A 22,347-nucleotide genomic window follows, 5' to 3' on the forward strand; every position below is an offset into this window, starting at 1 on the left:
GCAGTCATGATCGATCTCATCTGGACGTTGCTGGACCGAGCGGGAGAACACGCGACTCTTGTGCTCGTCTGCATCTTCCTCTTCGCCGCCATCGACGCAGCGCTCGGCGTAGGCGCCATCCTCCCCGGCGAGACAGGGATCGTACTTGCGGCGATGGCCCTCGCAGACAGCCCCTTGCATGTCGCACTGGCCGTCGTGGCCGCAGCAACCGGAGCCTTCCTGGGCGACCACATCGGCTTCGCCGTCGGCCGGAAACTGGGCCCACGCCTAGGCGAGACGAGACTGATCAATCGCCTCGGACAGGACAGGTGGATGACAGCGCGCGACTTCGTCGCCCGCCAGTTCTGGGTCGTCATAGTGGCTCGGCTCATGCCCGGCATACGAACCCTCGTCGCTGCAGCCGCTGGAGCATCCACCATCCGCTATCGGCGTTTCGCCGCGATCTGCGCAGTAGCCGCAGTCATCTGGGCCACGCTCTGGGTCATCGGCGGAGCGACGATCGGTCCGGTGCTGCTTCAGATCGTGGACCGCTACACGATTCCGTCGCTCCTCGTCGCGGGCGCGGCAGTTCTCGCCGCCATCATCGTGCAACGCCGTCGCGCGCGGGTCCGCTCGTGAACCGTCCATCACCGCCCCCATGCGGTCAGTCCGAGTGGCGATCTTGCACGCCGGCATCGCGACGATCGAGCTGGCCACGCCGACGCACGCAACGAACATCGACGACGTCAAGGGCGCACCGCACACCCAGGGAGCGCTGCGGATCGCGCTGGAGGTCGAGAACACCGAGCAGGCTGTCGCGGCGGCGCGTGGCAGCGGCGCCGAGCTCATCGCTCCGCCGGTACAGACGCCATTCCAGAGCCTCAACGCCCGAGTTCAGGGAACCGCCGGCTGGCATGTGACGTTCTTCCAGCAGCTGGAGACCCTCGAGCAGCGCGCGAAACGCGAGGGCATCGCGACCGACGACGTCCGTGGGGGTGAGGCGGCGGCCCGCCTCGCCGATCGCCCGGGCGGTGGTCGGGCGCGCACCAGGCCCGGACTCGGTCGCGGCGACAGACCTATTCTTCGCGAGCGATCCGCGCACCGGCGCCGACGCGCGGTCACTGTCGTCATGCCCGAAGCCCGGAAGCGACGGTCAGCAGTTGTCGCGTTACACTCGGCACGAACGAGACACAGAGGCTGCACAAAATGCCAACTGATCCGGCCTTTTTGGCGGAGACGGAGGGATTCGAACCCGGCCTGCACGCGTGCGTGCGGGGGCGTTCATGGGCGCTCCCCTTGATCTGCCGCGGTTTGCGGGCGCGTTCGCGCGCGTTGAGTAGTGTCTGCGGATGTTCAGTTGTTCGCATTTCTTTCCCACGCCGGCAGATCGCAACGGGCCCACTTCGAAAGGGTGTCGGTCTCGGTCTGGATGCGCAGATACTCTCCCGGCGCGAGGGTCGTGTCAATCACTTGATGGCCACCCTCGCTCCGCTCTCTAGCACGGCTACTGCGGCCGGGTCGAGATGCGCAGGGGGAAGACGTTGACCGCGACGACGGTCGCAGCGACGCCGCCCACGATCGCGCCGCATCACCGGCGGCCACTAAAAACGCGCGATGGCCCATTCGATACAAGGCACTAACGGCACCCGTTTTCGGGACGGCGTGTCACGGAGGTTGCGGCAGGGTCGACCCCGCGTGCCGAAATCGATCGTTTTCGACAGGGCCGACCGTTGGGAAGCCCGGTACCGATTCGCGCAGCGTCACTCCTTCTTCCGACGCCTTCCGGGGAATCGGCGATCGAACGCCTCTTCGTAGCGCGCCAAGTCTTCTTCTGTCTGTCCAAGCTCAACCGGACGAAGACGGGGTATGTCAGCGCCGATGTGCATCGGGTCCGTATAGAAGCGCAGGTACCCGGACAAGTCCTCGCGAGAAGCGATCCAATAGATGAACCCGATCAAGACGAAGGAGATGCCCGTCGTGATCAACACAGCAGCCCACACCGGCCAGGAGATCGCTTGAGTAATTTCTTCGACGTTGAGAAGCACGCCGGCCGCGAGCGCCAAGAAGAAGACGACCGGCACAAGGTTGGACGGGAACGCAAGTACTCGGACAAGCGCACGCGCCTCATCGTCGCCAAGTCGCTTGTAGACGTAGACGACCCGTGCAGCCGCCCGACCGGACCACGAACGCACCAGAGCGGCGTACGTCACGAAGGCGATCATGAGTGTGATCAATTGCCCTGGACCCAACAATATGGGTTCGACTGCGTCTTGCTCAGCCAGTGCGTGCAGTTCACCGGGCGCGCTGAGCAGCAGCCAAAACACCGGAGTCAGCAAGAGAGCGAGCGCAGCCTCGTACCACGTCAGACTCGGATAGCGGGTAGCTGCGACGAGGCGGTAGGAACGATCGGTGACGCTCTCTTGAAGGTCATGTTTTACATCGCCATCGAGCTCGGCCACAAGCTTGACGTCTGTGGTGAGATCGCTACGGAGGCGTCGCGCGGTTGAACCAAACGCTGTGTAGAAGGTCGCGATTAGGCCGAGCAGGGAGACGGCGACGGCTACGAGGGCTTGCCAATCAGACGCGAAGAGATTCACAGAGCAAGAATCTCGAAGGGGCGTCAAGACGCGCAAGCAGCTGATGACTGAACCCTCGGGTGGCAGCCGGTCGCAGACGATCGTTTGCGGGACGGTCAAGACGAGCGGCGCCGAGCTGGGAGCGGCCGGCGTTGTGCTGACAGATGAAAAGATCGGTCGGTTTCATGCGGCTCTCCTCGGTATGTGCGGCTTCTGATGATCAGGATTGCGCGCTGTATCGACCTCTGTCAATATAGACATATGTCGATTCAAGAGGTTGAGCTGGTCATCGTCGGGTCGGGCCCTTCGGGGTACACGGCAGCGGTGTACGCGGCGCGGGCGGGGCTCGCCTCCGTTGTCATCGCGGGTTCTGTCACCGCGGGCGGTGCGCTCATGACGACTACGGAGGTGGAGAATTTCCCCGGTTTCGTCGATGGCATCCAGGGACCAGAGCTGATGGACACGATGCGCCGGCAGGCCGAACGTTTCGGCGCCCGCATCCTCCTCGACGATGCGATTCGCGTTGACCTCGAATCGGACACGAAAGTCATCGAGACGGGTGCCGGGCAGACGTTCCATGCCCGCGCGGTCATCCTCACCATGGGGTCGGCATACCGGAAGCTGGGGCTTCCCGACGAGGAGCGCCTCTCGGGTCATGGCGTGTCGTGGTGTGCGACGTGCGATGGGTTCTTCTTCCGAGACCAGGACATCGTCGTGGTCGGTGGCGGCGACTCGGCCATGGAGGAAGCACTGTTCTTGACGCGGTTCGCGCGGAAGGTGACCGTTGTTCACCGCCGGGACTCGTTCCGAGCGTCGAAGATCATGGCCGAGCGAGTGCTCGAGCACCCGAAGATCGACGTCGCGTGGAACAGCGAGATCGCAGCCCTGCAGGGAGAAGAGAAGGTGCAGGGAGTTCGCCTCCGCGACACCGTCACCGGAGCCGAGCGCAACCTCCCTGTGACGGGCGTGTTCGTCGCGATCGGCCACGACCCCCGCTCTGAGCTGGTCGCTGGACAGATCACCACGGATGCCGATGGTTACGTGCTGGTCGACCATCCCTCCACGCGCACCTCACTCACCGGGGTGTTCGCCGCCGGCGACCTCGTAGACCACACCTATCGGCAGGCGATCACGGCCGCTGGAACCGGATGCGCGGCAGCACAAGACGCGCAGCACTACCTCGCCGCGCTCGATCTTCCCACCCTCACCGCGGCGGGGGCTTTCGCGTGAGCAACGCAGCGCCCGCAACTCGCCGCCTCTCGACCCTCGATCGGTGGCTGCCGCTGTGGATCGGCTTGGCGATGGCCGGCGGCATCCTCCTGGGCCGGTTCATCCCGGGCCTGTCCGAACTGCTCGCCCACCTCGAAGTCGGCGGAATCTCTGTTCCGATCGCGCTCGGTTTGCTGATCATGATGTACCCGGTGCTCGCAAAGGTCCGCTACGACAAGGTCGCCGCCGTCACCGGCGACAAGAAGCTCCTCATCTCTTCGCTAGCCCTGAACTGGATCGCCGGCCCGGCACTGATGTTCGCCCTCGCGTGGGTGTTCCTGCCGGACCTGCCCGAGTATAGGACGGGCCTGATCATCGTCGGCCTCGCCCGTTGCATCGCCATGGTCGTCATCTGGAACGACCTTGCCTGCGGCGACCGGGAAGCGGCCGCCGTGCTCGTCGCGATCAACTCGGTGTTCCAGGTCATCGCGTTCTCGATCCTCGGCTGGTTCTACCTCACCGTCCTCCCCGGCTGGCTAGGCCTCGACAGCCAAGGCCTAGACGTCTCCGTGTGGCAGATCGCACTCAACGTGCTCATCTTCCTCGGCGTCCCCCTGGTCGCCGGGCTCGCTTCCCGTCTCATCGGGGAACGCCGGAAGGGACGCGCCTGGTACGAGACGTCATTCCTCCCCAAGATCGGACCGTGGGCACTCTACGGGCTGCTGTTCACGATCGTGCTGCTGTTCGCCCTCCAGGGAGAACAGGTCACCTCACGGCCGTTGGACGTCGTCCGGATTGCACTACCGCTGCTGGTCTACTTCGCCGTCATGTGGTTCGCCGGCCTCATCACCGGCAAGACCCTCGGCCTGGGCTACGCACGCTCGTCAACGCTCGCATTCACCGCGGCGGGCAACAACTTCGAACTCGCCATCGCCGTCGCGATCGGCACCTTCGGCGCCACCTCAGGGCAGGCCCTCGCCGGTGTCGTCGGGCCACTGATCGAAGTTCCCGTTCTGGTCGGCCTGGTCTACGTCTCTCTGTGGGCTGCGCGAGCATGGTTCCACACCGACCCGTACGCGATTCCCGCACCCGCCCTGGAAAGGACTCGATGATGAGCGCCGCTACCACCACCGCAGACGACATCTGCGCCCCGTCTCCAACGCACGCAATCGGAGATGACGCGGCCGCGGCGATCGCCACCACGTTGAAGGCGCTCTCAGACCCGCTCCGGCTGCGGATGCTGTCCGCGATCGCGACGGACGCGCGCGGAGAATCGTGCGTGTGCGACCTCGCGGAACTCGCCGAGGTGTCACAGCCCACCGTGTCGCACCACCTGAAGGTGCTCCGCGACACCGGCGTACTCACCTCCGAGCGGCGCGGCACCTGGGTCTGGTACCGGATCGCCCCGGCCCTCCGCCCGGCGGTGGCAACCCTGCTCGACTCGTTCGCCCCCGCCGCCATCGCTCCCATCCGTGCCGAGCATGCTGGCCTCACAAACGTCGACAACGCCCTCACCCACCTGGCCGAAGCGCTCAGTCAGGACTACCCACAGCTCGACGGCAGCCTGGTGGCGACAATCGTCCGCGAGTCGTACACGTCCCTGGCCAAGAGCGCTCGGGTGAAGAACCACCTCCTGGCGCTCACCGAACGGTTCGCCCGCCAACGACTCGCTGACATCACCCGTGACCGCACGCAAGGACAGCCGCAGGTGCTGTTCGTCTGCGTCGCGAACGCAGGTAGATCGCAGCTCGCCGCGGCACTGGTGAATCAGCGCTCGGCCGGCGCCGTCGTGGCACGCTCGGCCGGATCGACCCCGGCCGCCGAGATCCACCCCCACGTGCGGCCCCTCATCGACGAGCTGACCCCAGACAGTGACGAACCGCGGTTCCCTAAACCGCTGACCGATGACGCAGTCCGCGCAGCTGACGTCGTCATCACCATGGGCTGCGGCGACGTCTGCCCCATTATCCCCGGCGTCCGCTACGAAGACTGGACCGTCGGCGACCCCGCCCTCGCCTCCGCCGAAGGCGTCGCCGCGATCCGCGACGACATCGCCCGACGCGTCGACGCTCTCCTTGCCACCCTCACCCCCGCACAATGACCGGAGCCACCATGACCGACACCAAGCCCTCCGTCCTCTTCGTCTGCGTCCACAACGCCGGCCGCTCACAAATGGCCGCCGGCTTCCTCCGCGACATCGCCGGCGACCGCATCGAGGTCCGCTCCGCCGGGTCCATGCCCGCGGACCAGATCAATCCCACCGCGGTCGAGGCGATGGCAGAGCTCGGTATCGACATCACCGCGGAGCAGCCGAAGATCCTCACCACCGAAGCCGTGCAGGCATCCGATGTCGTCATCACCATGGGGTGTGGAGACGCCTGCCCGTTCTTCCCCGGCAAGCGCTACGAGGACTGGAAACTCGACGACCCCGCCGGGCAGGGCATCGACGCAGTCCGCCCGATCCGCGACGACATCCGAGAGCGCATCCAGCAGCTCGTCAGCGAGCTCGTCTGACGTGGCAGCACCCCACGCATGACGGAGGCCCACGCCTGAGCGTGCGGGCCTCCGAGGGCGATGCCGAGCTGGAGGTCCGAGGAGCGGGCGCTTCGGTGGATGACGAAGAAGGGGCGGCTTGAGGCCGCCCCTTCTCTCTGCGTGATCGTGGGTCAGTGGCCGCTGCCAAGGTTGCCGGTGAGGCGGCCATGGAACGCTGCCGCGGTGTCATTCAGGCCTTCGATGGTGACGGTCTTGCCATGATTCTCGTACTTGGTGACGATGGCGTCGAGGGCCGCCACTGTGGAGGCGTCCCAGACGTGGGAGTGGCTCATGTCGATCACTACCGTGTGGGGGTCGTCGGCGTACTCGAACTGCGTGGTGAGGTCGTTGCTGGAGGCGAAGAAGAGTTCTCCATTGACGGCATAGTGCGCTGTAGCCGTGTAAGCGTTGACGGTGCGGGTGACGCTGACAAAGTGCGCGACCCGTCGGGCGAACATGATCATCGCGGCGATGACCCCGAGGATGACGCCGATCGCAAGATTGTGCGTCCAGACGGTCGCGATCACGGTGATGAGCATGACGGCGGTCTCGCTCTTCGGCATGCGCTTGAGCGTGCCCCAGCGGATGCTGTGCCAGTCGAAGGTCGCGATCGAGACGAGGATCATGACCGCGACGAGCGCGGCCATCGGGATGATCGCCACCACGTCGCCGAGCGCGAGAACGAGGACCAGCAGGAAGACACCGGCGAGGAAGGTGGAGATCCGCGTGCGTGCGCCGGAGGCCTTGACGTTGATCATCGTCTGGCCGATCATCGCGCACCCGCCCATGCCGCCGAACGCGCCGGAGAGGATGTTCGCCGCTCCCTGGCCCAGCGCCTCGCGGGTCTTGCGTGAGTGGGTGTCGGTGATGTCGTCGACGAGCTTCGCGGTCATGAGCGACTCGAGCAGGCCGACGACGGCCATCGCGAGAGCGTAGGGGGCGATGATCTGCAGCGTCTCGAAGGTGAGAGGCACGTTGGGGATGAACAGCTCGGGAAGACTGTGCGGGAGCTCTCCCTGGTCGCCGACGTTCGGGACGTTCCAGGCGAAGACGACGACTGCCGCGGTGAGCAGCACGATCGCGACGAGCGGTGCCGGGATGACCTTCGTGATCCGCGGCATGAGGTACATCACGAGCAGGCCGACCGCGACGAGTGGGTAGACCAACCAGGGCACATCGATGAGCTGCGGGAACTGCGAGGTGAAGATGAGGATCGCCAGGGCGTTCACGAAGCCGACCATCACCGAGCGCGGGATGAATCGCATGAGCTTCGCGACACCCAGCAGGGCCAGCACGATCTGGACGAGCCCGCCCAGGAGCACGGTGGCGATGAAGTAATCCATGCCATACTCGCGAGCCACCGGTGCGATGACGAGCGCGATCGCGCCGGTCGCCGCGGTGATCATCGCGGGGCGGCCGCCGAGGAACGCGATCGCGACGGCCATGATGAACGACGAGAACAGACCGACGCGTGGGTCAACGCCCGCGATGATCGAGAACGCGATCGCCTCCGGGATCAGGGCAAGTGCGACGACGAGGCCCGCGAGGACTTCACGGGTGAGCAGGCGCGGGCTGCGCAGCGCCTGCATGACGGTGGGTTCGATGCGGTAACGCGCGGAGTCACGAGTGGGGGTGACGGCAGTCATGTGCCCTCCGGGTGTGGGCTCTCTCGTGAGAGCGCGGGAAACGAATGGGAGCGCAAGCGGTGCGCAGGCGTCGGTCAGCCCGACACGGGAGGATAAAGGGGAGCGGACGGAGAGCCGCGCCGATCTAGACTCTAACGTAACGTTAGTGTTGTGGGGAAATCAGTGGAAGACGAACACGAAACCGTCGAGACAATGCGGATCGGCGAGGTGGCCGAGCGCACGGCGCTCTCATTCCGATCGCTCCGACACTGGGACGACGTGGGGCTCGTGCAGCCGTCCGCACGCACTGAGGGCGGGTTCCGGCTCTACACCGAGAAAGACGTCGAACGCATCCTCATCATCCGCAGAATGAAACCGTTGGGATACACCCTCGACGAGATGCGGGAACTCCTCGACGTCGTCGATGCCCTCACCATCCACCCGAGCGACATCGCATTGCGAGCCCGAATCGACGAAATCCGTGACGGCGCCGACCAGCGCCGTCAGAAGCTCACGGAACAGCTCGCCATGGCCGACGAGTTCGTGCAGCTGCTCGGCCAGCTCTAAAGCGACGGATAGGCCCGGTCCGAGGCCTCGGACCCATAGCCGATCGGCCTGCCGGAAACGATCGTGTTCGGTGAGCAAGTAGTCGAGTCCCGGCGCCCGCCTTCGAGAACAGCCCCGCGAGACGCAGTCGTTGCCGCTCGGGCAGCGGCGAAGGCCTTTGCGGGTCATTTGCGTCCGAACTGCCCGCAGATCTCGATCGCTCCTCCGGTAGTCGGTCCGAGCTATAGGCTGACGCCGGCGGTGCCCTATCGGAGCGACTGAGCACGTCTTCATCGGGTGACTACGGGGGAAACAGTGCCGACAAGAACGAAAAGGTCGTTACTCGCTGCGTGGTCGATCATCGTGTTGACCTGCACGGGATGCAGCACCTCTGCTCCCAGCGACGTCAACACCCCGCCGGCAAGTGAACCTGACCTCGAGGTGGCATCGCCGCAAGAAACTGTTGGTCCGGACCTTTGCGACACTTCGACTGCAGAGTCGCTTGAGCTTCTTAACGCCGCGATGGATCGGATGGATAGAGCCTCGTCATCGGCTGAGATCGAGGAGGCTTCAGCTCCGATGAATGACTTGTTCACTCAGACGGGCGAGAACTTGGGCCAGCATTGCGGACGTGACCGGGCGGGCGCAGCCGTCTCAGAATTGATTGTCTGGGCATCCTCGGCCGCAAGCAGTCGCCCGCCCTTCAGTGCGAGCTTCGCGGAGGGTTTCCTAGAGTCCGTCTGTGGCCTTGATGCGGAGCTTGGCATTGAGTTCACCCCGCCCGCTCAGATTGCGTGCGCCGGCTGACATGCGCTGAGCCGATCGCAGAAAGCGGCTGCGCTGCTGCCTGTCTACTCAGACAAGCTAGCGCCAGTCCTCTTCGTCAAAGTCCGAGCAGGCGGGCCGATCCGTGTTGTCGAAGCAGAATCCGACAACGAAGCCCTCTCGCGCTTCGTCACGGCTGACGTACTCGTTCTCCTGTAGACCCCAGTCGACGTCGTCCTTATGCGCGAAGGCCCCCGCGTAGAGGTCTTCCCACCCACTGCAAGTGTCAAAGATCGGATCGATCGCTGCGGCATACTGCGCCTCTTCGTCAGCCATCAGAGCATCCAGTTCGACTTGCTCCTCAGCTGTGATCTCACCGTCCGCATAGAGGTCGTCGTAGGCGGAGCCAAAGAACGGATGCGTGTCGTAGTGCTGATTCATGTTCTCGGACGCGACGTCGAACGCCTCGGCACATGGATCGCTCGCGCTCGGGACAGGCTCGCCTCCGACGCACCCGGACAACAAAAGTGCCGCGAGACCCAGAAGGACACCTGAAACGAGACCACGTCGACTCATAAAGCGACCCTAGCGAGCGCTGCCGAAGTAGTGAATCGAGCGCTACACCTCGTCGAGATCGGAACCATCGACCCACCGGGCCTGGTCTGTCGATCGCCCGATCACACCCAGTTCATGTGAGCAGGCGAGGTCCCGGGGCCACCCCTGCGACCCATTGTTCGCATTCTCACCCGTACGCGCGGTGAACGCGCCAACCGTCTTCTGCCCGGTACACGTCGAACACTAGGGACCGCTCCTCGGTGTCGGTTGCTTGGAACCTCCAGCCGTAGAGGCCGCGGTGCTCCTCAAGCGGAGCCGCCCACACCGACTCGCGCAGCCGTGTCGGCGTGTCTGTGACCAGCCACCGACGACCGGCATAGACCATGCGCGCCGGTACTTCGTTGACCATCCAAAGGGTGGTTTCGCGCTGGTTCATCGTTGTGGTCATGACACCTGATAATAGAACAAGTGTTCGAACCTAACTAGTGTCAAACCAACTAACGAGGGAGGCGGCCGTGGGCACCAACCGACGGTACGCCGCGCACTTCGATCGCCTCATGGATGAGCGCATCATTCAACGCGTGGCCGACACGGCGGGCCCCCTGCAGACCCTCTCTTCCGAGGAGCTCGAGCTGGAGCGTGAGCCGTTCACGCGTGATCCCCAACCCAAACCGGTCCGCGCGTGGGTGCGCTTCGGTGACACACCCGTACTCGTTGATGCCGAGGCGTGCAGCTGGACGAGACACGCCGCCGCGATCCGCTTCACGGTCGCCGGCCGTGAGTACAAGACGTGGGTGTGGGCCTCTGCCGTGCGCGAGGCTCCGCAACGGCCTTCGCCCTAGATCCCGATGAGAACGACCTGACAAGTGGCGCACCAGTAGGCGTGGCCAGCATGTCTGAGCACGGTTCCGCACTCTGGACACCGCGGCTGGGCGGCCACCTCGAAACCGTCCTCCTCGATCGACATGCGTCCGGAGCGTAGCCGAAGGGCGACCGTCGCTCCAGTGGCTCTCGCTCGCGAGAAGCGCCCAGAACGCCTCGTTGCGACGCAGGTCGTCAGCGAAGCGGCCCCGCGAGCCTCGAGGGGGCGATCGCCTCAGCCAGCAGGAGACTTGGATGCATCGACCTCTAAGTGTGCGTCAGGCTCGGCGAGCCACTCGCGAACGCGGCGCTTCCATCGCTCCGGATCCGAGTTCCAACACAGGGTGTGATCCGCGGAGAACATCTCGAGTTCGACCGTCTCGGGCTGCTTTCCGACGAGCTGACGGGCAGCGGCTGGCGGAGACGAGCTGTCATGGGTTCCATGAAGGATCAGCGTCGGAAGCGGAACCGGTCCCGACGCGGACCGAGAGACCCAATCGAAGCGCCTTAGCCGTATCGGTGCGCGCAACCCTACGGCTCGCGCCAACGGCTTGCATTCCAACCATGGACGCGCGAGCGCGCCAGTCTCAGAAGGCAAGCCAACTCGGGAGCAGTTGGCGGCGATGGTCGTGTACCAGTCCAGGACCGGTGAGTCGAGGATGAGCCGGTCCAGGACGCCTGTGAATTCATGGTCCATGGCGATTTGCAGCGCGATCGCCGCACCCATGGACCATCCGAAGAGCACGATCCGTTCGGCACCGTGCGCGACGGCGTACCTCACCGCAGCGCGAACGTCCTCCGCCTCACTATCTCCGAGAGTCGAGCGACCCGCTCCTACGGTCGGGCCCTCGCCGTCGTTGCGGTAGGTGACGACGAGCGAAACGAAGCCGACTTCGGTAGCGACCTGCACACCCCGGAGTGTGCCCGCTCGAGGGCTGGCGAGTCCGTGGACGTGGATCGCCCAGTCGCTCCCCCGGGTTTCCGGCGGGCGGACGAGCCATGCCGGCGCAGGCCCGGCGGGCGTCTCTATGACCACTCCCTCCACGTCGAGACCCGCGTCCGCCGGGTCGCGATAGTAGATGCCACTCCACGATGCGCGCCGCCCCACACCCAGTGCGCCCATGGGATCGACCGAACCCACCAGGCGCGTCACGGTTCGAGAATCCCGGGCGACGACAGGGCCGAGCCGGACCCATCCGCCGCCCTCGAGCCAGAGGTTATAGACGCCGGGCGTCGCCGTCGCGGAGGTGCGGTCGAGGACGACTGCATCGTGGTCACCGTGCCGAACGATCCCCCATATTGAGAGGTTGTAGACCCTCCCGGCCGCAGGCGCCGTGAGTCGTCGGGCGATCACGAAACCGAGACTCACGGTCCCGGCGAGGATGGCTGCGGCAAGCCCGCTCACGGCCGCGGCAGCCGCGCGGAGTCTCAACGTATGACTCTCGCCGGCACACCCTGACTCGGCGCGTATACGCCTGAGCCGCTTCCGAGCAGGTGCGCCTCAGCTGCCTCAACAAGCAATCGCTCCGCTTCGCTCAGCGCAAACGAGACGCGCGGATCAACCGCGGCATCCCGGATCTCGACGAGCTGCCGGTGAAGCCGCGTCTCAGCGTCCGCGGCACTGAAGCCCGCCGCGTTCTGCTGGCTCATCCCAGGCCGGACGCGGTTCGCTCTCTGCCAGATCGGCGCTGTCTGAGAGACGAGCTCGCTCGTCGCACGTGCCCGGGAACGAGCACGCAGCCAGCGAATCGCCGGCTGACTGGCCAAACCGACGCAGAGAAAGACGAACGTCGACAGCACAAGCGGACTGTACGCAGCGCCCAGCCTGAGCATCAACGAGACGTTGCCCGAGAGGTGCGCGATATCCATCGCGACGACCACTGCCACCAGACCGAGGCCCAGCGCACTACCGATCAAGAGGGAGACCGCCGGCAACCGATCGACTCCTTCGCTGAGCCGGACCTGCCGCGTCGCGACCGCGGCCATCGCCGTCAGAACGATTCCGTCGTACGCAAACTGGATCACCGAATACGCGGCCGCGGCCGGCTGGGCGCCATAGTCCAGCATGAACGTCGTTGTCGTCACGCCTCGGTCGATGAGGGCGAACGCGACAACGGCTGACACGAGCGCAACCACGAGCACCGTTCGCCCTAGTGCAAGACGCACGATGCGCGGGCGGTACTCCGTGGCCTTGGCAATTGCCCGCCCCAAGAAGAAGATGCCGACCATGAGCGCGAGGTCCGCCGCCAACGTCACGAGGTTCCCGCCACCGAGCAGAAGATCAACGGGGCGGTACACGCTGTCGGTGCTCAGCGTCATCGCCACGGCGATGGTCAACGCCGACCACAGGATGCTGCGGTCGGTGCGGCCACGTCGCAAGATGAGCAGGCTTGCGACGAGCACCCACAGCAACGCGGAGACGATGAGCTGCGTCATCCGAAGATCTCCAAGAACTTCGACTCGTGCATCACCGACCCCCGGATGGCAGCAGCGAGGTGATCAGCCAGAGTCTCGGCGGCGATCTCATCCGCGGTGACGAGATCCTGCCGTCCCAGCAGACGCCGTCGAGTGGACGGCGCGATGTCTGGAAGCAAAGCGTCGCGGGCATCAGCTTCGTCGTCGGCGCCGTGGTCGAGAATGATGTGGGCTAGCTCGTGCAAGACGAACTGCTGCCGATGCAGAGTCGACTCAGTGCGCGCGTGGAGCACGATGTCCTCAGCGTCGGTCATCAGCCACATCGCGCAGATACCTTCTCGGTCGCTGAGTTCGGCGAGCTCGACAATCCGCAGCGGTCGGCCGCGCCGACGCTCCACTGCGCCCACGAGCTGACCGAGGGAGAAATGATCTCCGAGCCCCAGCTCCTTTAGCGCCACTGGCGGGTGAGTTGCGGCCTTCATAGTCCGTCACTTCCCTTCGTGGCCATCGGACGTGACCACCTTCCGCGGGCCGCGCGCCGCCGGCTCATCGCTAGATTCGTTCTCGAGGAATCGCGTGATTGCCCGGAGCGCCTCAGGAGAGATGTCGCCTAGGGTGCGCGCTGCATATGACTTGACCTTCGCGACACGCATGGACCGCACGAGATCGAGTTGCGCGGCGATCTTGGCGGGCATCGACGCTTCGGGGCTGCCCGCGAGGAAGGCGGCATCGACCTCGAAGAACTCTGCCAACGCTTCATACAGCGCCTGATCCTGCACGTAACGATGACCGTTCACCATGTACGTCCACCGGGACCGGGAGAGATTGACACCGCGCGCTCGCAGGAACGCGGCGATCTGGGAGTACGTGGGTTCCTCGCCGGTCTGGGCGATCACGACATCCATCAACAGGCGAATGCGTTTAGCTAAATCGTCCGCGGCGGCTTTGCTATCGTCCTCTGTCACGCGCTTAACCGTCCTTCGCCTCGGGCTGGGAACGCACATCGTCGGGCCTGCCCGGAGACCCACTCGAGGGTGCTCAAGCTACGCGTTGGGCATGCTCAAATCAACCATTGCGCCGAGGTGCCTACGAGTGTCAGCATGAACGCCTGACATGTTTGAGCATGCTCAAACCGGTGATCCCCGCGACGCCACGGAGGCGAAAAGAGGTCGAGATGTCGAACTCCGCGATCACCCCACCATGCGTGACCGGACACCCCGCGGTCACTCGACTAGAACTCCCCGAGCACCTGCTCCAGCCGCATGACCATCTCGGTCACCTGTGCGTCGTCGACGGTGTAGCGCACGCGTTGACCCCGCAAAGCGACGTCGCGAGGCGGGTCGGCAATGATCAGCCCAGCATCGAGCAGCTTCTCGAGCCCATTCGCGATGGTCATCTTGGGAAGGTCGAGGGCTTCGGCAATCTCAGAACGAGTGAGCCCAGGCTCCTTCCGCAGGAGACCAATGATCGTCGCCTGCATGACGTTCCCGAGCGCGTTGATGGGATCCTCCGCGTAATCACTGTTCGCGGGCCGGGCGTAACGAGGCACGAGCCCAGTCTGGCGGATCGCCCCATCCCGGTCCAGGCGAGGGATTGAAAAAATGCTTCACAACCGCAGTGTACGGTTATATGCTTCCCTCATGTCAAGCGAAGCGACTCGATGCGATGTGGCCCACGCGGGCGCGTCGTCGCGTGCGGGCAGCTTCACCCGTGCCGCCGGACCAGGATGGGCAAGCTGATGACCACGGCGCGGCACACTCAGCGGAGTCGAGGGCTTGTATGGGCCATCGTGGGCGGAGCAGTGCTCCTCGTCGCCATTCTGGCTATCGTCCTTGCCGCCCTCTTCTCCCGCGGCACAGCACCAGCTCCTGTCGAGACGACCGCCGCGAATTCGGCGCCCACCGCCGACCCCACCACCCCCGTGAGGGGAGACGTCGTTGACACATCCGTCGTCGACAAGGGCTGGGTTCCCGAGCCGATCACGACGGATGCCGAGACCTACGTGCGCGCCGCGCTGGAGGCGGCATCCACCTTCGACACGCAACTGAGCACGCGCGCCGAGTGGCTCACGTATCTCGACACATGGTTCACGCCCGACACTCGCTACACCTCCGAGGACGATCGCGCCTCCGATATGCAGACGTCGCAACTCGAGCTGCGGCAGGGTGTGGTGCTCCCCGAGGCGGAGTGGGACTCGCTGGCGAACGAGGACGGCCGCGTCACCGCGGTCGCCGGCGAGGTCGAATTCACTGACGTGCCGAATGACGCTTCCGGGGGCATGAGCATCGGCGCAGCCGACGTGGTGCTGACGTACACCCGCTCCGATGGAAGTGGTGGCGACGCGACGTCGTATGACGAAACGGTGCGGGTGAGTGTCCAGGTCCTGTGTGGCGCCGGTTCCGTCCCGGCACCAGGCACGGCACAGCAGGAAGGTGACTGCAAGGTCGTCCGCTACTTCTCGGGGTCATTGGAGCCCTGACATGGGAGCCCCGGTCGCCGCGGCAGCAGCACTCGCGAATACGAGGGCCGGGCGCAGGATCGCGATCGGGGTTCTTCTCTTCTTCACGCTCGTCGGCGGAATGCTGCTGACGCCGCTGATCGCAATCCCGTTCGCGATAAGTGGCGAGCAGGTTGCAACCGAAACCAAGGCCCCGGCCGATCCGGTTGCTAACGGGGACTGGGGTTACCCACTCGCCGGCGGCTACTCGAAGGGCCGTGGCTTCGGATACAACCCCGTAGTCGGCTGCAGCTACTGCTCGACCAACCACAAGGGTTACGACATGGCGCAGGGTTGCGGCGCCGCGATCCACGCCGCGGGGCCCGGTCGCATCATCACCGCAGGTTCTTTCTACGGCTGGGGAAACACCGTGCGCGTCGACCACGGTGGCGGACTGGTGACGCTCTACGGGCACATGCAGTGGGGATCGCTCCGCGTCTCCGTCGGTGACGCCGTCGCTGCTGGGACTGCGCTCGGCGCCGAAGGAAACACGGGCCGCTCCTTCGGGTGCCACCTGCACTACGAGGTGCAACGGGACGGCGTTCCTATCGACCCTCAACCGTTCATGGCCGCGTTCGGCCTTCCGCTCAGGTGATGCACCGAAGGAGAAAACTATGCGATACGTACTCATAGCGCCGAGCGACGTCGACATCCCCAACGTCGAGCCGGACTTCTCGGCGCCCTTCTTCGCTGGATTTCAAGTCATCGCCTCATACATCCTTGCGGGCGCGATGATCGTGGTTCTGATCATGCTGATCATCGCCGGGGCATCGCTGGCATTCCGCGGCCTCGCCTCGGACCGCATGCGTACCTGGGCGGGCGAGAACATCCTCTGGATCTTCATCGCCGCCGCCGTGCTCGGCGCCGCGAGCGGTCTGTTCCAATGGTTCGTCAACTTCGACTTCGGGTTCTGATGGGAACCCTGCGGTCGCTGCTGGTGGGCGCGGCGGTCGGGCTCGGCCTGGTCCTCGCCGCGCTGACCCCGGCGAGCGCCGCCGGGTCGTCCGTCGATGTCGCGCCCGCCGCAGCGAACGCGGCATCTGTCAGTGGCGAGCCATGGTCCTCCCCCGCGTATCCCGTCGACTGCTCCCGCGTCGACTCGCAAGTCACGTGCACGCCGCAGAACACGGCCGACGTCAAGCCGCAGCAGTGCTTCATTAACGTCCTTGTCGGCGGAGCGAAGGCGACCGTGTGCACGACCGACGAGTCGCACATATCGGCCATCAAGACGAGCGGCGGCAAGCCCCTCCTGGTCGAGTACGGATGTTCCCTTGGCGACGTCGTCTGCGTCACGTTCGAGAATGCGGGCCGCGGCTTGGCGCTCTCGGCAACCTCGATGATGTTCGCCGTGGCACAGAACATGCGCTTCGACACCTCGTCACTTCTGTGGACCGCCGCGACGGACGAGTGGTCGTTCTGGCAGTGGGCGATCCTCGCTGTCCTCTTCGGCGCCATGGTGTGGGCGCTCGCTGCCGCGATCGTCTCGGGGGATCGCGCCGAGCTCGTCGGCGCCCTGGTGCGCAGCTTCATCGCGGTGCCGGCCACGGCGATCACGCTGTGGGCCACGGGGCACCTGCTCAACGCCGTCGATGACCTCACCTGGTATGTCTTGAACCGCGACGGCGCCGGCGGCCTCTTTGCGACCCTGCAATCGGTGATGTGGGCTGGCGGACAAGCGAACTACTTCTTCGCATTCGTCATCCACGGCTTGTTGATGCTCGGCATGCTCCTGCTCATGCTGGTGTTCGCTTTCCGCAACATCGTCCTGGCGGCGCTGATCGCGGTGGCCCCGATCGCATGGATGCTGTACCCCGCCCGCGCCGTCGGCCCACAGTGGGTCGTTCGGTATGTTTCCGCGGTCGTTGTGTTGTTGCTCACCGGCCCCCTGACGGTCGGGTTCGTCACCCTCATCATCAACGGCCTCGCCGGCATAAAGACGATCTGGGATCCGCAGTCGTGGCCCTTGCTGATCGGGCTGGCACTCGTCGCCTTCGCACCGTTCGCAGTGTTCGGGCTCTTCAGCTTTGTGGGCGCTGTCGCCGCGGACGCGGTCGGCTCGAGCGTCGGGTCCCATGCGGGGCGTGCCGCCTCGGGTGCAGCTCGAGCGGCGTCGCGCATCCCCAGCCGGATCACCGCTTCGCCGGCTGGCGCTGCCTCACGTGCACCCCGTCCGGGATCATCCAGCGCGACCGCCAGCAGCGCGAAAGGCGGAGCATCACGCCGCCCCGCAGGACCCGCCCGTTCTGCGGCGACCCCCTCACGTGCGCCCAGTTCGCCTGCTCCCGCTCCTGCCGGGTCCTCGTCGTCGCCTCCGCCCTCGTCACAGCCGCCAAGCTCCAGCTCACCGGCGACGTCCCCGCGCGACGCGCGGGGCGCGCAACCGAGTGCCGGCGGCCCACCCCGATCCCGCACCGAGAGGACAGCATGATGACGACTCCGGACCTGGCCCGCCCCGTGCGACTACCCCGCCGGTCACAGCAAGGCGTTGTGATGGGCATGGATGCGTGGCAATTGACGTGCCTCACCGCGGCAGGAATCGTCGTGCTCATCAGCGTCAACCGCTTCGGTCCGCCGGGGCTTCTCTACGGCGCGCCGATCTATCTCCCGGTTGGCGTGTTCGCTTTCGTCACCGTGCACGGTGAGTCCGCACCCCGCCAGGCCGCGCTTTGGTTCATGAAGCAGGTACGCCACGCCAGCGGAGCGACCAAGCAGATCTTCCGACCGGAACATGTGCAGCTCGCCGGAACGCTCAACCTCCCCGGAATCCGGGCATCGGTCCAGATCTGGCAGGTCGAGGACGTCGCGTGCGTCTACAACCCCCACGATCGTTCGGCATCTCTCACGGCAGAGGTGGAAGTGCAGGGGTTCCTGATGAAGGACGTCCCCGAGCGCTACGACCTCGCACAGCAGTGGTCACCCGTTCTCGCATCCTTCACGCAGCGCCCGGGCATCAAACGAGCCGTGCTTCAAGAACGCACCATCCCCACCACCATCCGGGCGGCCCGCGACCACTACGAATCTGTCGCCCGTCGCCGCGGGCTGGACACCGATTCGCCGCTTGCAAGGAACTACGACGAGGTCATGGACAAGTCCGAACCGTTCGCCGTGTCGCACCGCAACTACCTCACCTTCACGCTGGACCTCATCGCGCTCGGTCCGCAACTGAAGGCGCTCGGCGGTGGGGCGGATGCCGTGAAGGCCCTCGCTTACCTGGAGGCACGCAACCTCGCGGATGCGCTGAGCGCGGCGCGAATCAGCGTGCGACGGTGGCTCACAGCTCGCGACGTCGCGGCGCTTTCGCGCGTGGGGTTTGATCCCGAGTCCGCCGCCAACGTGCAGAACCGCGACGCGACCCGCATCGGCGTCGACCCCATCGCAATCGGCCCCATGTACATGGAAGAGCCCCGCGGCAAGAACGGCATCGTCTACACCGACTCCGGTGTGCACACCACCATGTGGATCCACGAGTGGCCGCGCTCAGACACCGCGGTCGGCTTCGTCGAGCCGATCGTGTTCGCGCGGATGCCGTCTACGGGCGAGGCGATCACCCACATCCTGTCGATAGTCCTCACCCCCGTCTCCGTGAAGAAGGCGATGCGCCGCATTGAGGACGACAAGAAGGTGTGGCGTGGCAACGAACGTCTACGCGCGAAGCGGGGCGTTGACGGCTCGGCAGCAGATGCCGCCGATTGGGATGCACTCGAACGCCAGGAGGAGGAGATCGTCGCCGGGCACGGGGAGTTCCGCTACGGCGCGTACCTCACCGTCAGTGCACCCGACGAGGAGAAGCTCGACGAGGCGATCGCCGGCATGCGCAACGCCCTCGCGCGGGCAGGTATGGAGCCGCAGATCCTCTATTGCCAGCAGGCCGAGGCCCTCATGGTCAATGTCCTCCCCATCGGGCTGGGGATGAAGTGATGGTCCGCCGTGTCGCCATCTTCGAGGCCGGTACTCTCACCAAGCGCGAGAAGCGACAATTGCGCCAGGAGGTCGCACGGGCCGAACGCGACGAGCGTCCGAGGAAGACCCGTCGGCGAGACCGCGCGCTCCCTGAAGCCGCCGTTCCCGGCCCGTTCGGCCCCGGGCTCACCGAGCACGGCTACTGGAACCTTGCCCGCCCCAACGTCCCGGCCCACCAGGCGACCTCAAGACAGATTGCAGGGATCTACCCCTTCGTCGCGGATGCCGGCCTCGGGCATCGCGGTCCGATCCTGGGAGTCGATCTCAACGCCGACGCACTCTGGCACTTCTCACCGTGGGAGGCGTACGCCGATCAGACCGACCGCGGCACGTTCTCAACCAACGTGCTCGTGCTCGGCTCATACCGTGCCGGCAAGTCCGCCACGGTCAAGACGCTCGTCACGCGCTCGCTGGCCTTCGGCCACCAGGCCGTCGTTCCTTCCGATCCGAAAGGCGAGTGGGTGACGGTTGCTGAGGCGGTTCCGGGTGGCGTCGTCATCCGCATCGGCGGCGGTAACACCGCGCGCCTGAACCCTCTGGACCGCGGACCTCGTCGCGGAGATGCGGACGACGAGCAGCACGAGAAGATGGTCCGCCAGCGCCGGATTACGACGCTCGTGTCGCTGGTGGAGATGGCGCTCGGCGCCACTCGGCTCACCGCCGTGGAGCACGCCGCGATTCATGAAGCGCTTGAGCGCAGCATCCGCCTCACTTCCGACCGTCCGACGCTACGCAGCGTCTACGAGCAGCTCGGCGCGATCATCGAGGACGCCGGAACCGACTTCCGCCTGGCCGACGGCGCAGTGCAGCCGCGCTTCGTCCTGCACCGATTCGTAGAGGGCGACCTGTCTGGGCTCTTCGAGGAGGAGTCGACGGTCGCATTCGACGCGGATGCGTCGATCGTCGTCGTAGACACGAGCGAGCTCTTCTCACGCAGCGAGCTCGTCGCCCAGCTCACCCAGGTGTGCACGACCGCGTGGATCCAGGCGGTCGTCTCCGACCGGTCAGCCAAGCGCACGCGCTATCTGATCCGCGAAGAGGGATGGCGGGACATGACGTCGCTCGCCGCGCTGCAGATGTTCCAGCAGTGGCTCAAACTGTCGCGGCACTACGGCATCAGCAACATCGTGATCCTGCACAAGATGGGCGACCTGGATGCCGTGGGCGACGCCGACTCGAAGGAACGCAACCTCGCGTACTCGATCGTGGGCGACATCGAGAACAAGTTCATCTTCCGCACCAACCACCAAGAGGCAGCGGCCCTCCGCGAGCGCCTGAACCTCCCGGCGAGCCACGTCGAAGACGCGCGCAGGCTGCGCATGGGCGTCTTCCTGGCCTACGTCGGGCAGTACGCATACGCCGTGGACTGCTTCGCGACGTCCACCGCGTGGGAGTACGACCTCTTCGCAACTGACAGCGCTCTCCAAGCCGCTGTAGACGACCGCACACTCCAACTCGTCGACGCGGGAGAGCTCGACCGGTTGTGGCCAGACCGCTACCCGACCGACGACAGTCTGGACGGCTGGTTGTCACCGACATCGAAGGAGACACCGCTATGAGTGTCGAAACCACGCCGCGCGCGCACGCCACGGTCGCCGGCGCCACTGCTGTGTTCACAACGCCGGACGGACTGGTCGAGCCGCTCGCGGCATCGCCGAACGACGACATCCGGCAGACGATCGTGCAACGCGCAGCGACTGAAGCCCGGCGAGCTGGCGTCCCCGTCCAGCTCATCACGACCGGTGACCGTGGAGAGCATCACCTCCTGATCGCCGCGGACGGCACGATCGCGGCCGCTGCGGCGCCGGCGTCTACCGAAGACCTGGCCGACCCGGGCTCATCGCAAGAGGGAAGGGAGGTGAGCACCGAAGCTCCGGGGCACGAGCCGCTTCGCAATCGCCGCGCTCCGGAGCCTCTCTCTCGCCCGTCGTTCATCGGCACCGACTCGGCGACCGGAGCGAAAGCGATGGGATGGCGAGGACTCTTCGCGCGGCTCGGACTTGGACCTTCCCCCACCGCGCTCGAGCGACGCGCGAACGAACGCGAGGTCTCGCAACAGTGGCCAGGATGTCGCGCGATCGCCGTCGCGAACGGCAAGGGCGGCGTCGGTAAGACGATGAGCACGGCCATGCTCGCCGCAGTGTTCGGCCGCTATGGCGGCGGGAACGTGCTCGCGTGGGACAACAATGACACGCGCGGCACACTCGGCTGGCGCACCGAGGCAGGCAGATACGACACGACGATCAAAGACCTGCTGTCTGCCGCGCCCGATCTCCTTGCACCCAGCGCGGGCATCTCGGACATCGCCCGATTCGTGCACCACCAGTCCGTCGATCGATACGACGTGCTGCGCTCGAACCCCGAACTCCTCGCCGTGCACCAACGCATCCTGACGGCCGAGTTCGATCTATTGATGCGGGTCGCCGCCCGGTATTACCGCGTCGTTATCTTCGACTCCGGCAACGACGAGTCGGCGGAGCGATGGCTTCGAATGGTCGACTCTGCGGACCAGCTCGTCCTGCCCACTCTCGCGATCCCAGAATCGGCAGAGTCGGCCGCGCTCCTGCTGGATGCTCTCCGCGAGCGAGACGAGCGGTCGCGAGGGCTCGCTGAAAACGCGGTCGTCGTGATCACGGAGGCCGAACCGAACCCGCGGGACGCGGCCCGCATCGCCGACGGGTTCTCAGGCCACGTGCGCGCCGTGGAGCGCATCCCGTTCGACCCGGCACTCAAGTCAGGCCCGCTTCGCCTGGACAACCTGCGCGGCCCCACGCGCGACGCCTGGATCCGTGTCGCGGCAGCAGCGGCGCGGGGGCTGTGAGAG

General features: G+C 65.7%; 24 protein-coding genes. 14 read left to right on the top strand and 10 right to left on the bottom strand.

From position 1 onward, the window contains the following. Positions 1 to 6: 6 nt before the first annotated feature. Entirely contained in the window at positions 7 to 618 is a 612-nt protein-coding gene (locus E4K62_RS15985; RefSeq protein ID WP_135069250.1) for a DedA family protein, read from the top strand. 25 nt (positions 619 to 643) lie between these two features. Here E4K62_RS15985 and E4K62_RS15990 read toward each other — a convergent pair whose 3' ends face one another. Next, positions 644 to 1,081, bottom strand: coding sequence for a hypothetical protein (locus E4K62_RS15990; RefSeq protein WP_135069253.1), 438 nt, complete (start codon positions 1,079 to 1,081; stop codon positions 644 to 646). Positions 1,082 to 1,739: 658 nt separating this feature from the next. After that, positions 1,740 to 2,576: a hypothetical protein gene (locus E4K62_RS15995; protein ID WP_135069256.1), complete on the bottom strand. Its 837-nt coding sequence runs from the start codon at positions 2,574 to 2,576 to the stop codon at positions 1,740 to 1,742. A gap of 240 nt (positions 2,577 to 2,816) precedes the next feature. Between E4K62_RS15995 and trxB the strand changes: the two genes are divergently transcribed. From trxB to E4K62_RS16020, 4 genes are read left to right on the top strand one after another with little or no spacing between them, the layout of a single operon-like run. Then, positions 2,817 to 3,785: a thioredoxin-disulfide reductase gene (gene trxB, locus E4K62_RS16005; RefSeq protein WP_135071489.1), complete on the top strand. Its 969-nt coding sequence runs from the start codon at positions 2,817 to 2,819 to the stop codon at positions 3,783 to 3,785. Further along, positions 3,782 to 4,876, top strand: a complete 1,095-nt coding sequence (arsB, locus tag E4K62_RS16010) for an ACR3 family arsenite efflux transporter (protein WP_135069259.1) — start codon at positions 3,782 to 3,784, stop codon at positions 4,874 to 4,876. The genes trxB and arsB overlap by 4 nt, the downstream gene beginning before the upstream one ends. Continuing rightward, positions 4,873 to 5,865: a metalloregulator ArsR/SmtB family transcription factor gene (locus E4K62_RS16015; protein ID WP_374108114.1), complete on the top strand. Its 993-nt coding sequence runs from the start codon at positions 4,873 to 4,875 to the stop codon at positions 5,863 to 5,865. Before arsB ends, E4K62_RS16015 begins: the two co-directional genes overlap by 4 nt. 11 nt (positions 5,866 to 5,876) lie before the next feature. After that, on the top strand, positions 5,877 to 6,278 hold the full coding sequence (locus E4K62_RS16020) for an arsenate reductase ArsC (protein WP_135071492.1): 402 nt from the start codon (positions 5,877 to 5,879) through the stop codon (positions 6,276 to 6,278). 152 nt (positions 6,279 to 6,430) lie between these two features. Here the strand turns inward: E4K62_RS16020 and E4K62_RS16025 are convergent, their stop codons facing one another. Further along, the gene (locus E4K62_RS16025) at positions 6,431 to 7,945 is read right to left on the bottom strand and encodes a SulP family inorganic anion transporter (protein ID WP_135069265.1); all 1,515 of its coding nucleotides are present in this window, start codon (positions 7,943 to 7,945) and stop codon (positions 6,431 to 6,433) included. A gap of 192 nt (positions 7,946 to 8,137) precedes the next feature. Between E4K62_RS16025 and E4K62_RS16030 the strand changes: the two genes are divergently transcribed. Further along, on the top strand, positions 8,138 to 8,491 hold the full coding sequence (locus tag E4K62_RS16030) for a MerR family transcriptional regulator (RefSeq protein ID WP_135069268.1): 354 nt from the start codon (positions 8,138 to 8,140) through the stop codon (positions 8,489 to 8,491). Between the two features lie 843 nt (positions 8,492 to 9,334). Here E4K62_RS16030 and E4K62_RS16035 read toward each other — a convergent pair. Next, positions 9,335 to 9,676, bottom strand: coding sequence for a hypothetical protein (locus tag E4K62_RS16035; RefSeq protein ID WP_135069271.1), 342 nt, complete (start codon positions 9,674 to 9,676; stop codon positions 9,335 to 9,337). Between the two features lie 301 nt (positions 9,677 to 9,977). Then, positions 9,978 to 10,238, bottom strand: coding sequence for a hypothetical protein (locus E4K62_RS16040; protein WP_135069274.1), 261 nt, complete (start codon positions 10,236 to 10,238; stop codon positions 9,978 to 9,980). 67 nt (positions 10,239 to 10,305) lie between these two features. Here E4K62_RS16040 and E4K62_RS16045 point away from each other — a divergent pair, with 67 nt between their 5' ends. Beyond that, positions 10,306 to 10,632: a hypothetical protein gene (locus tag E4K62_RS16045; protein WP_135069277.1), complete on the top strand. Its 327-nt coding sequence runs from the start codon at positions 10,306 to 10,308 to the stop codon at positions 10,630 to 10,632. Between the two features lie 254 nt (positions 10,633 to 10,886). Here the strand turns inward: E4K62_RS16045 and E4K62_RS16050 are convergent, their stop codons facing one another. The 5 genes from E4K62_RS16050 to E4K62_RS16070 all read right to left on the bottom strand — a co-directional run bounded on the left by E4K62_RS16050 (position 10,887) and on the right by E4K62_RS16070 (position 14,615). After that, on the bottom strand, positions 10,887 to 12,083 hold the full coding sequence (locus E4K62_RS16050; RefSeq protein ID WP_240742725.1) for an alpha/beta hydrolase family protein: 1,197 nt from the start codon (positions 12,081 to 12,083) through the stop codon (positions 10,887 to 10,889). Beyond that, on the bottom strand, positions 12,080 to 13,087 hold the full coding sequence (locus E4K62_RS16055; protein ID WP_135069280.1) for a hypothetical protein: 1,008 nt from the start codon (positions 13,085 to 13,087) through the stop codon (positions 12,080 to 12,082). The genes E4K62_RS16050 and E4K62_RS16055 overlap by 4 nt, the downstream gene beginning before the upstream one ends. Further along, the gene (locus E4K62_RS16060) at positions 13,084 to 13,548 is read right to left on the bottom strand and encodes an ImmA/IrrE family metallo-endopeptidase (protein ID WP_135069283.1); all 465 of its coding nucleotides are present in this window, start codon (positions 13,546 to 13,548) and stop codon (positions 13,084 to 13,086) included. Before E4K62_RS16060 ends, E4K62_RS16055 begins: the two co-directional genes overlap by 4 nt. Positions 13,549 to 13,554: 6 nt before the next feature. Beyond that, positions 13,555 to 14,031, bottom strand: coding sequence for a hypothetical protein (locus E4K62_RS16065; protein WP_240742726.1), 477 nt, complete (start codon positions 14,029 to 14,031; stop codon positions 13,555 to 13,557). A gap of 266 nt (positions 14,032 to 14,297) precedes the next feature. Next, positions 14,298 to 14,615, bottom strand: a complete 318-nt coding sequence (locus tag E4K62_RS16070; RefSeq protein ID WP_135069286.1) for a winged helix-turn-helix transcriptional regulator — start codon at positions 14,613 to 14,615, stop codon at positions 14,298 to 14,300. 252 nt (positions 14,616 to 14,867) lie between these two features. On the opposite strand from E4K62_RS16070, the gene E4K62_RS16075 reads away from it, so the two are divergent. The 7 genes from E4K62_RS16075 to E4K62_RS16105 are packed head-to-tail and all read left to right on the top strand — an operon-like array spanning position 14,868 to position 22,344. After that, the gene (locus E4K62_RS16075; protein ID WP_135069289.1) at positions 14,868 to 15,545 is read left to right on the top strand and encodes a hypothetical protein; all 678 of its coding nucleotides are present in this window, start codon (positions 14,868 to 14,870) and stop codon (positions 15,543 to 15,545) included. Position 15,546: 1 nt separating this feature from the next. Further along, the gene (locus E4K62_RS16080) at positions 15,547 to 16,158 is read left to right on the top strand and encodes a M23 family metallopeptidase (RefSeq protein ID WP_135069292.1); all 612 of its coding nucleotides are present in this window, start codon (positions 15,547 to 15,549) and stop codon (positions 16,156 to 16,158) included. Between the two features lie 19 nt (positions 16,159 to 16,177). Further along, positions 16,178 to 16,477: a hypothetical protein gene (locus E4K62_RS16085; protein ID WP_135069295.1), complete on the top strand. Its 300-nt coding sequence runs from the start codon at positions 16,178 to 16,180 to the stop codon at positions 16,475 to 16,477. After that, the gene (locus E4K62_RS16090; protein WP_135069297.1) at positions 16,477 to 17,991 is read left to right on the top strand and encodes a TrbL/VirB6 family protein; all 1,515 of its coding nucleotides are present in this window, start codon (positions 16,477 to 16,479) and stop codon (positions 17,989 to 17,991) included. The genes E4K62_RS16085 and E4K62_RS16090 overlap by 1 nt, the downstream gene beginning before the upstream one ends. Beyond that, positions 17,991 to 19,481, top strand: a complete 1,491-nt coding sequence (locus E4K62_RS16095) for an SCO6880 family protein (protein WP_338036958.1) — start codon at positions 17,991 to 17,993, stop codon at positions 19,479 to 19,481. Before E4K62_RS16090 ends, E4K62_RS16095 begins: the two co-directional genes overlap by 1 nt. Further along, complete coding sequence (locus E4K62_RS16100) at positions 19,481 to 21,082, top strand: hypothetical protein (RefSeq protein ID WP_135069303.1); 1,602 nt, start codon at positions 19,481 to 19,483, stop codon at positions 21,080 to 21,082. The genes E4K62_RS16095 and E4K62_RS16100 overlap by 1 nt, the downstream gene beginning before the upstream one ends. After that, positions 21,079 to 22,344: a MinD/ParA family ATP-binding protein gene (locus E4K62_RS16105; RefSeq protein WP_135069307.1), complete on the top strand. Its 1,266-nt coding sequence runs from the start codon at positions 21,079 to 21,081 to the stop codon at positions 22,342 to 22,344. The genes E4K62_RS16100 and E4K62_RS16105 overlap by 4 nt, the downstream gene beginning before the upstream one ends. Positions 22,345 to 22,347: the final 3 nt, after the last annotated feature.

Source organism: Microbacterium wangchenii (assembly GCF_004564355.1).
Lineage (GTDB): Bacteria > Actinomycetota > Actinomycetes > Actinomycetales > Microbacteriaceae > Microbacterium > Microbacterium wangchenii.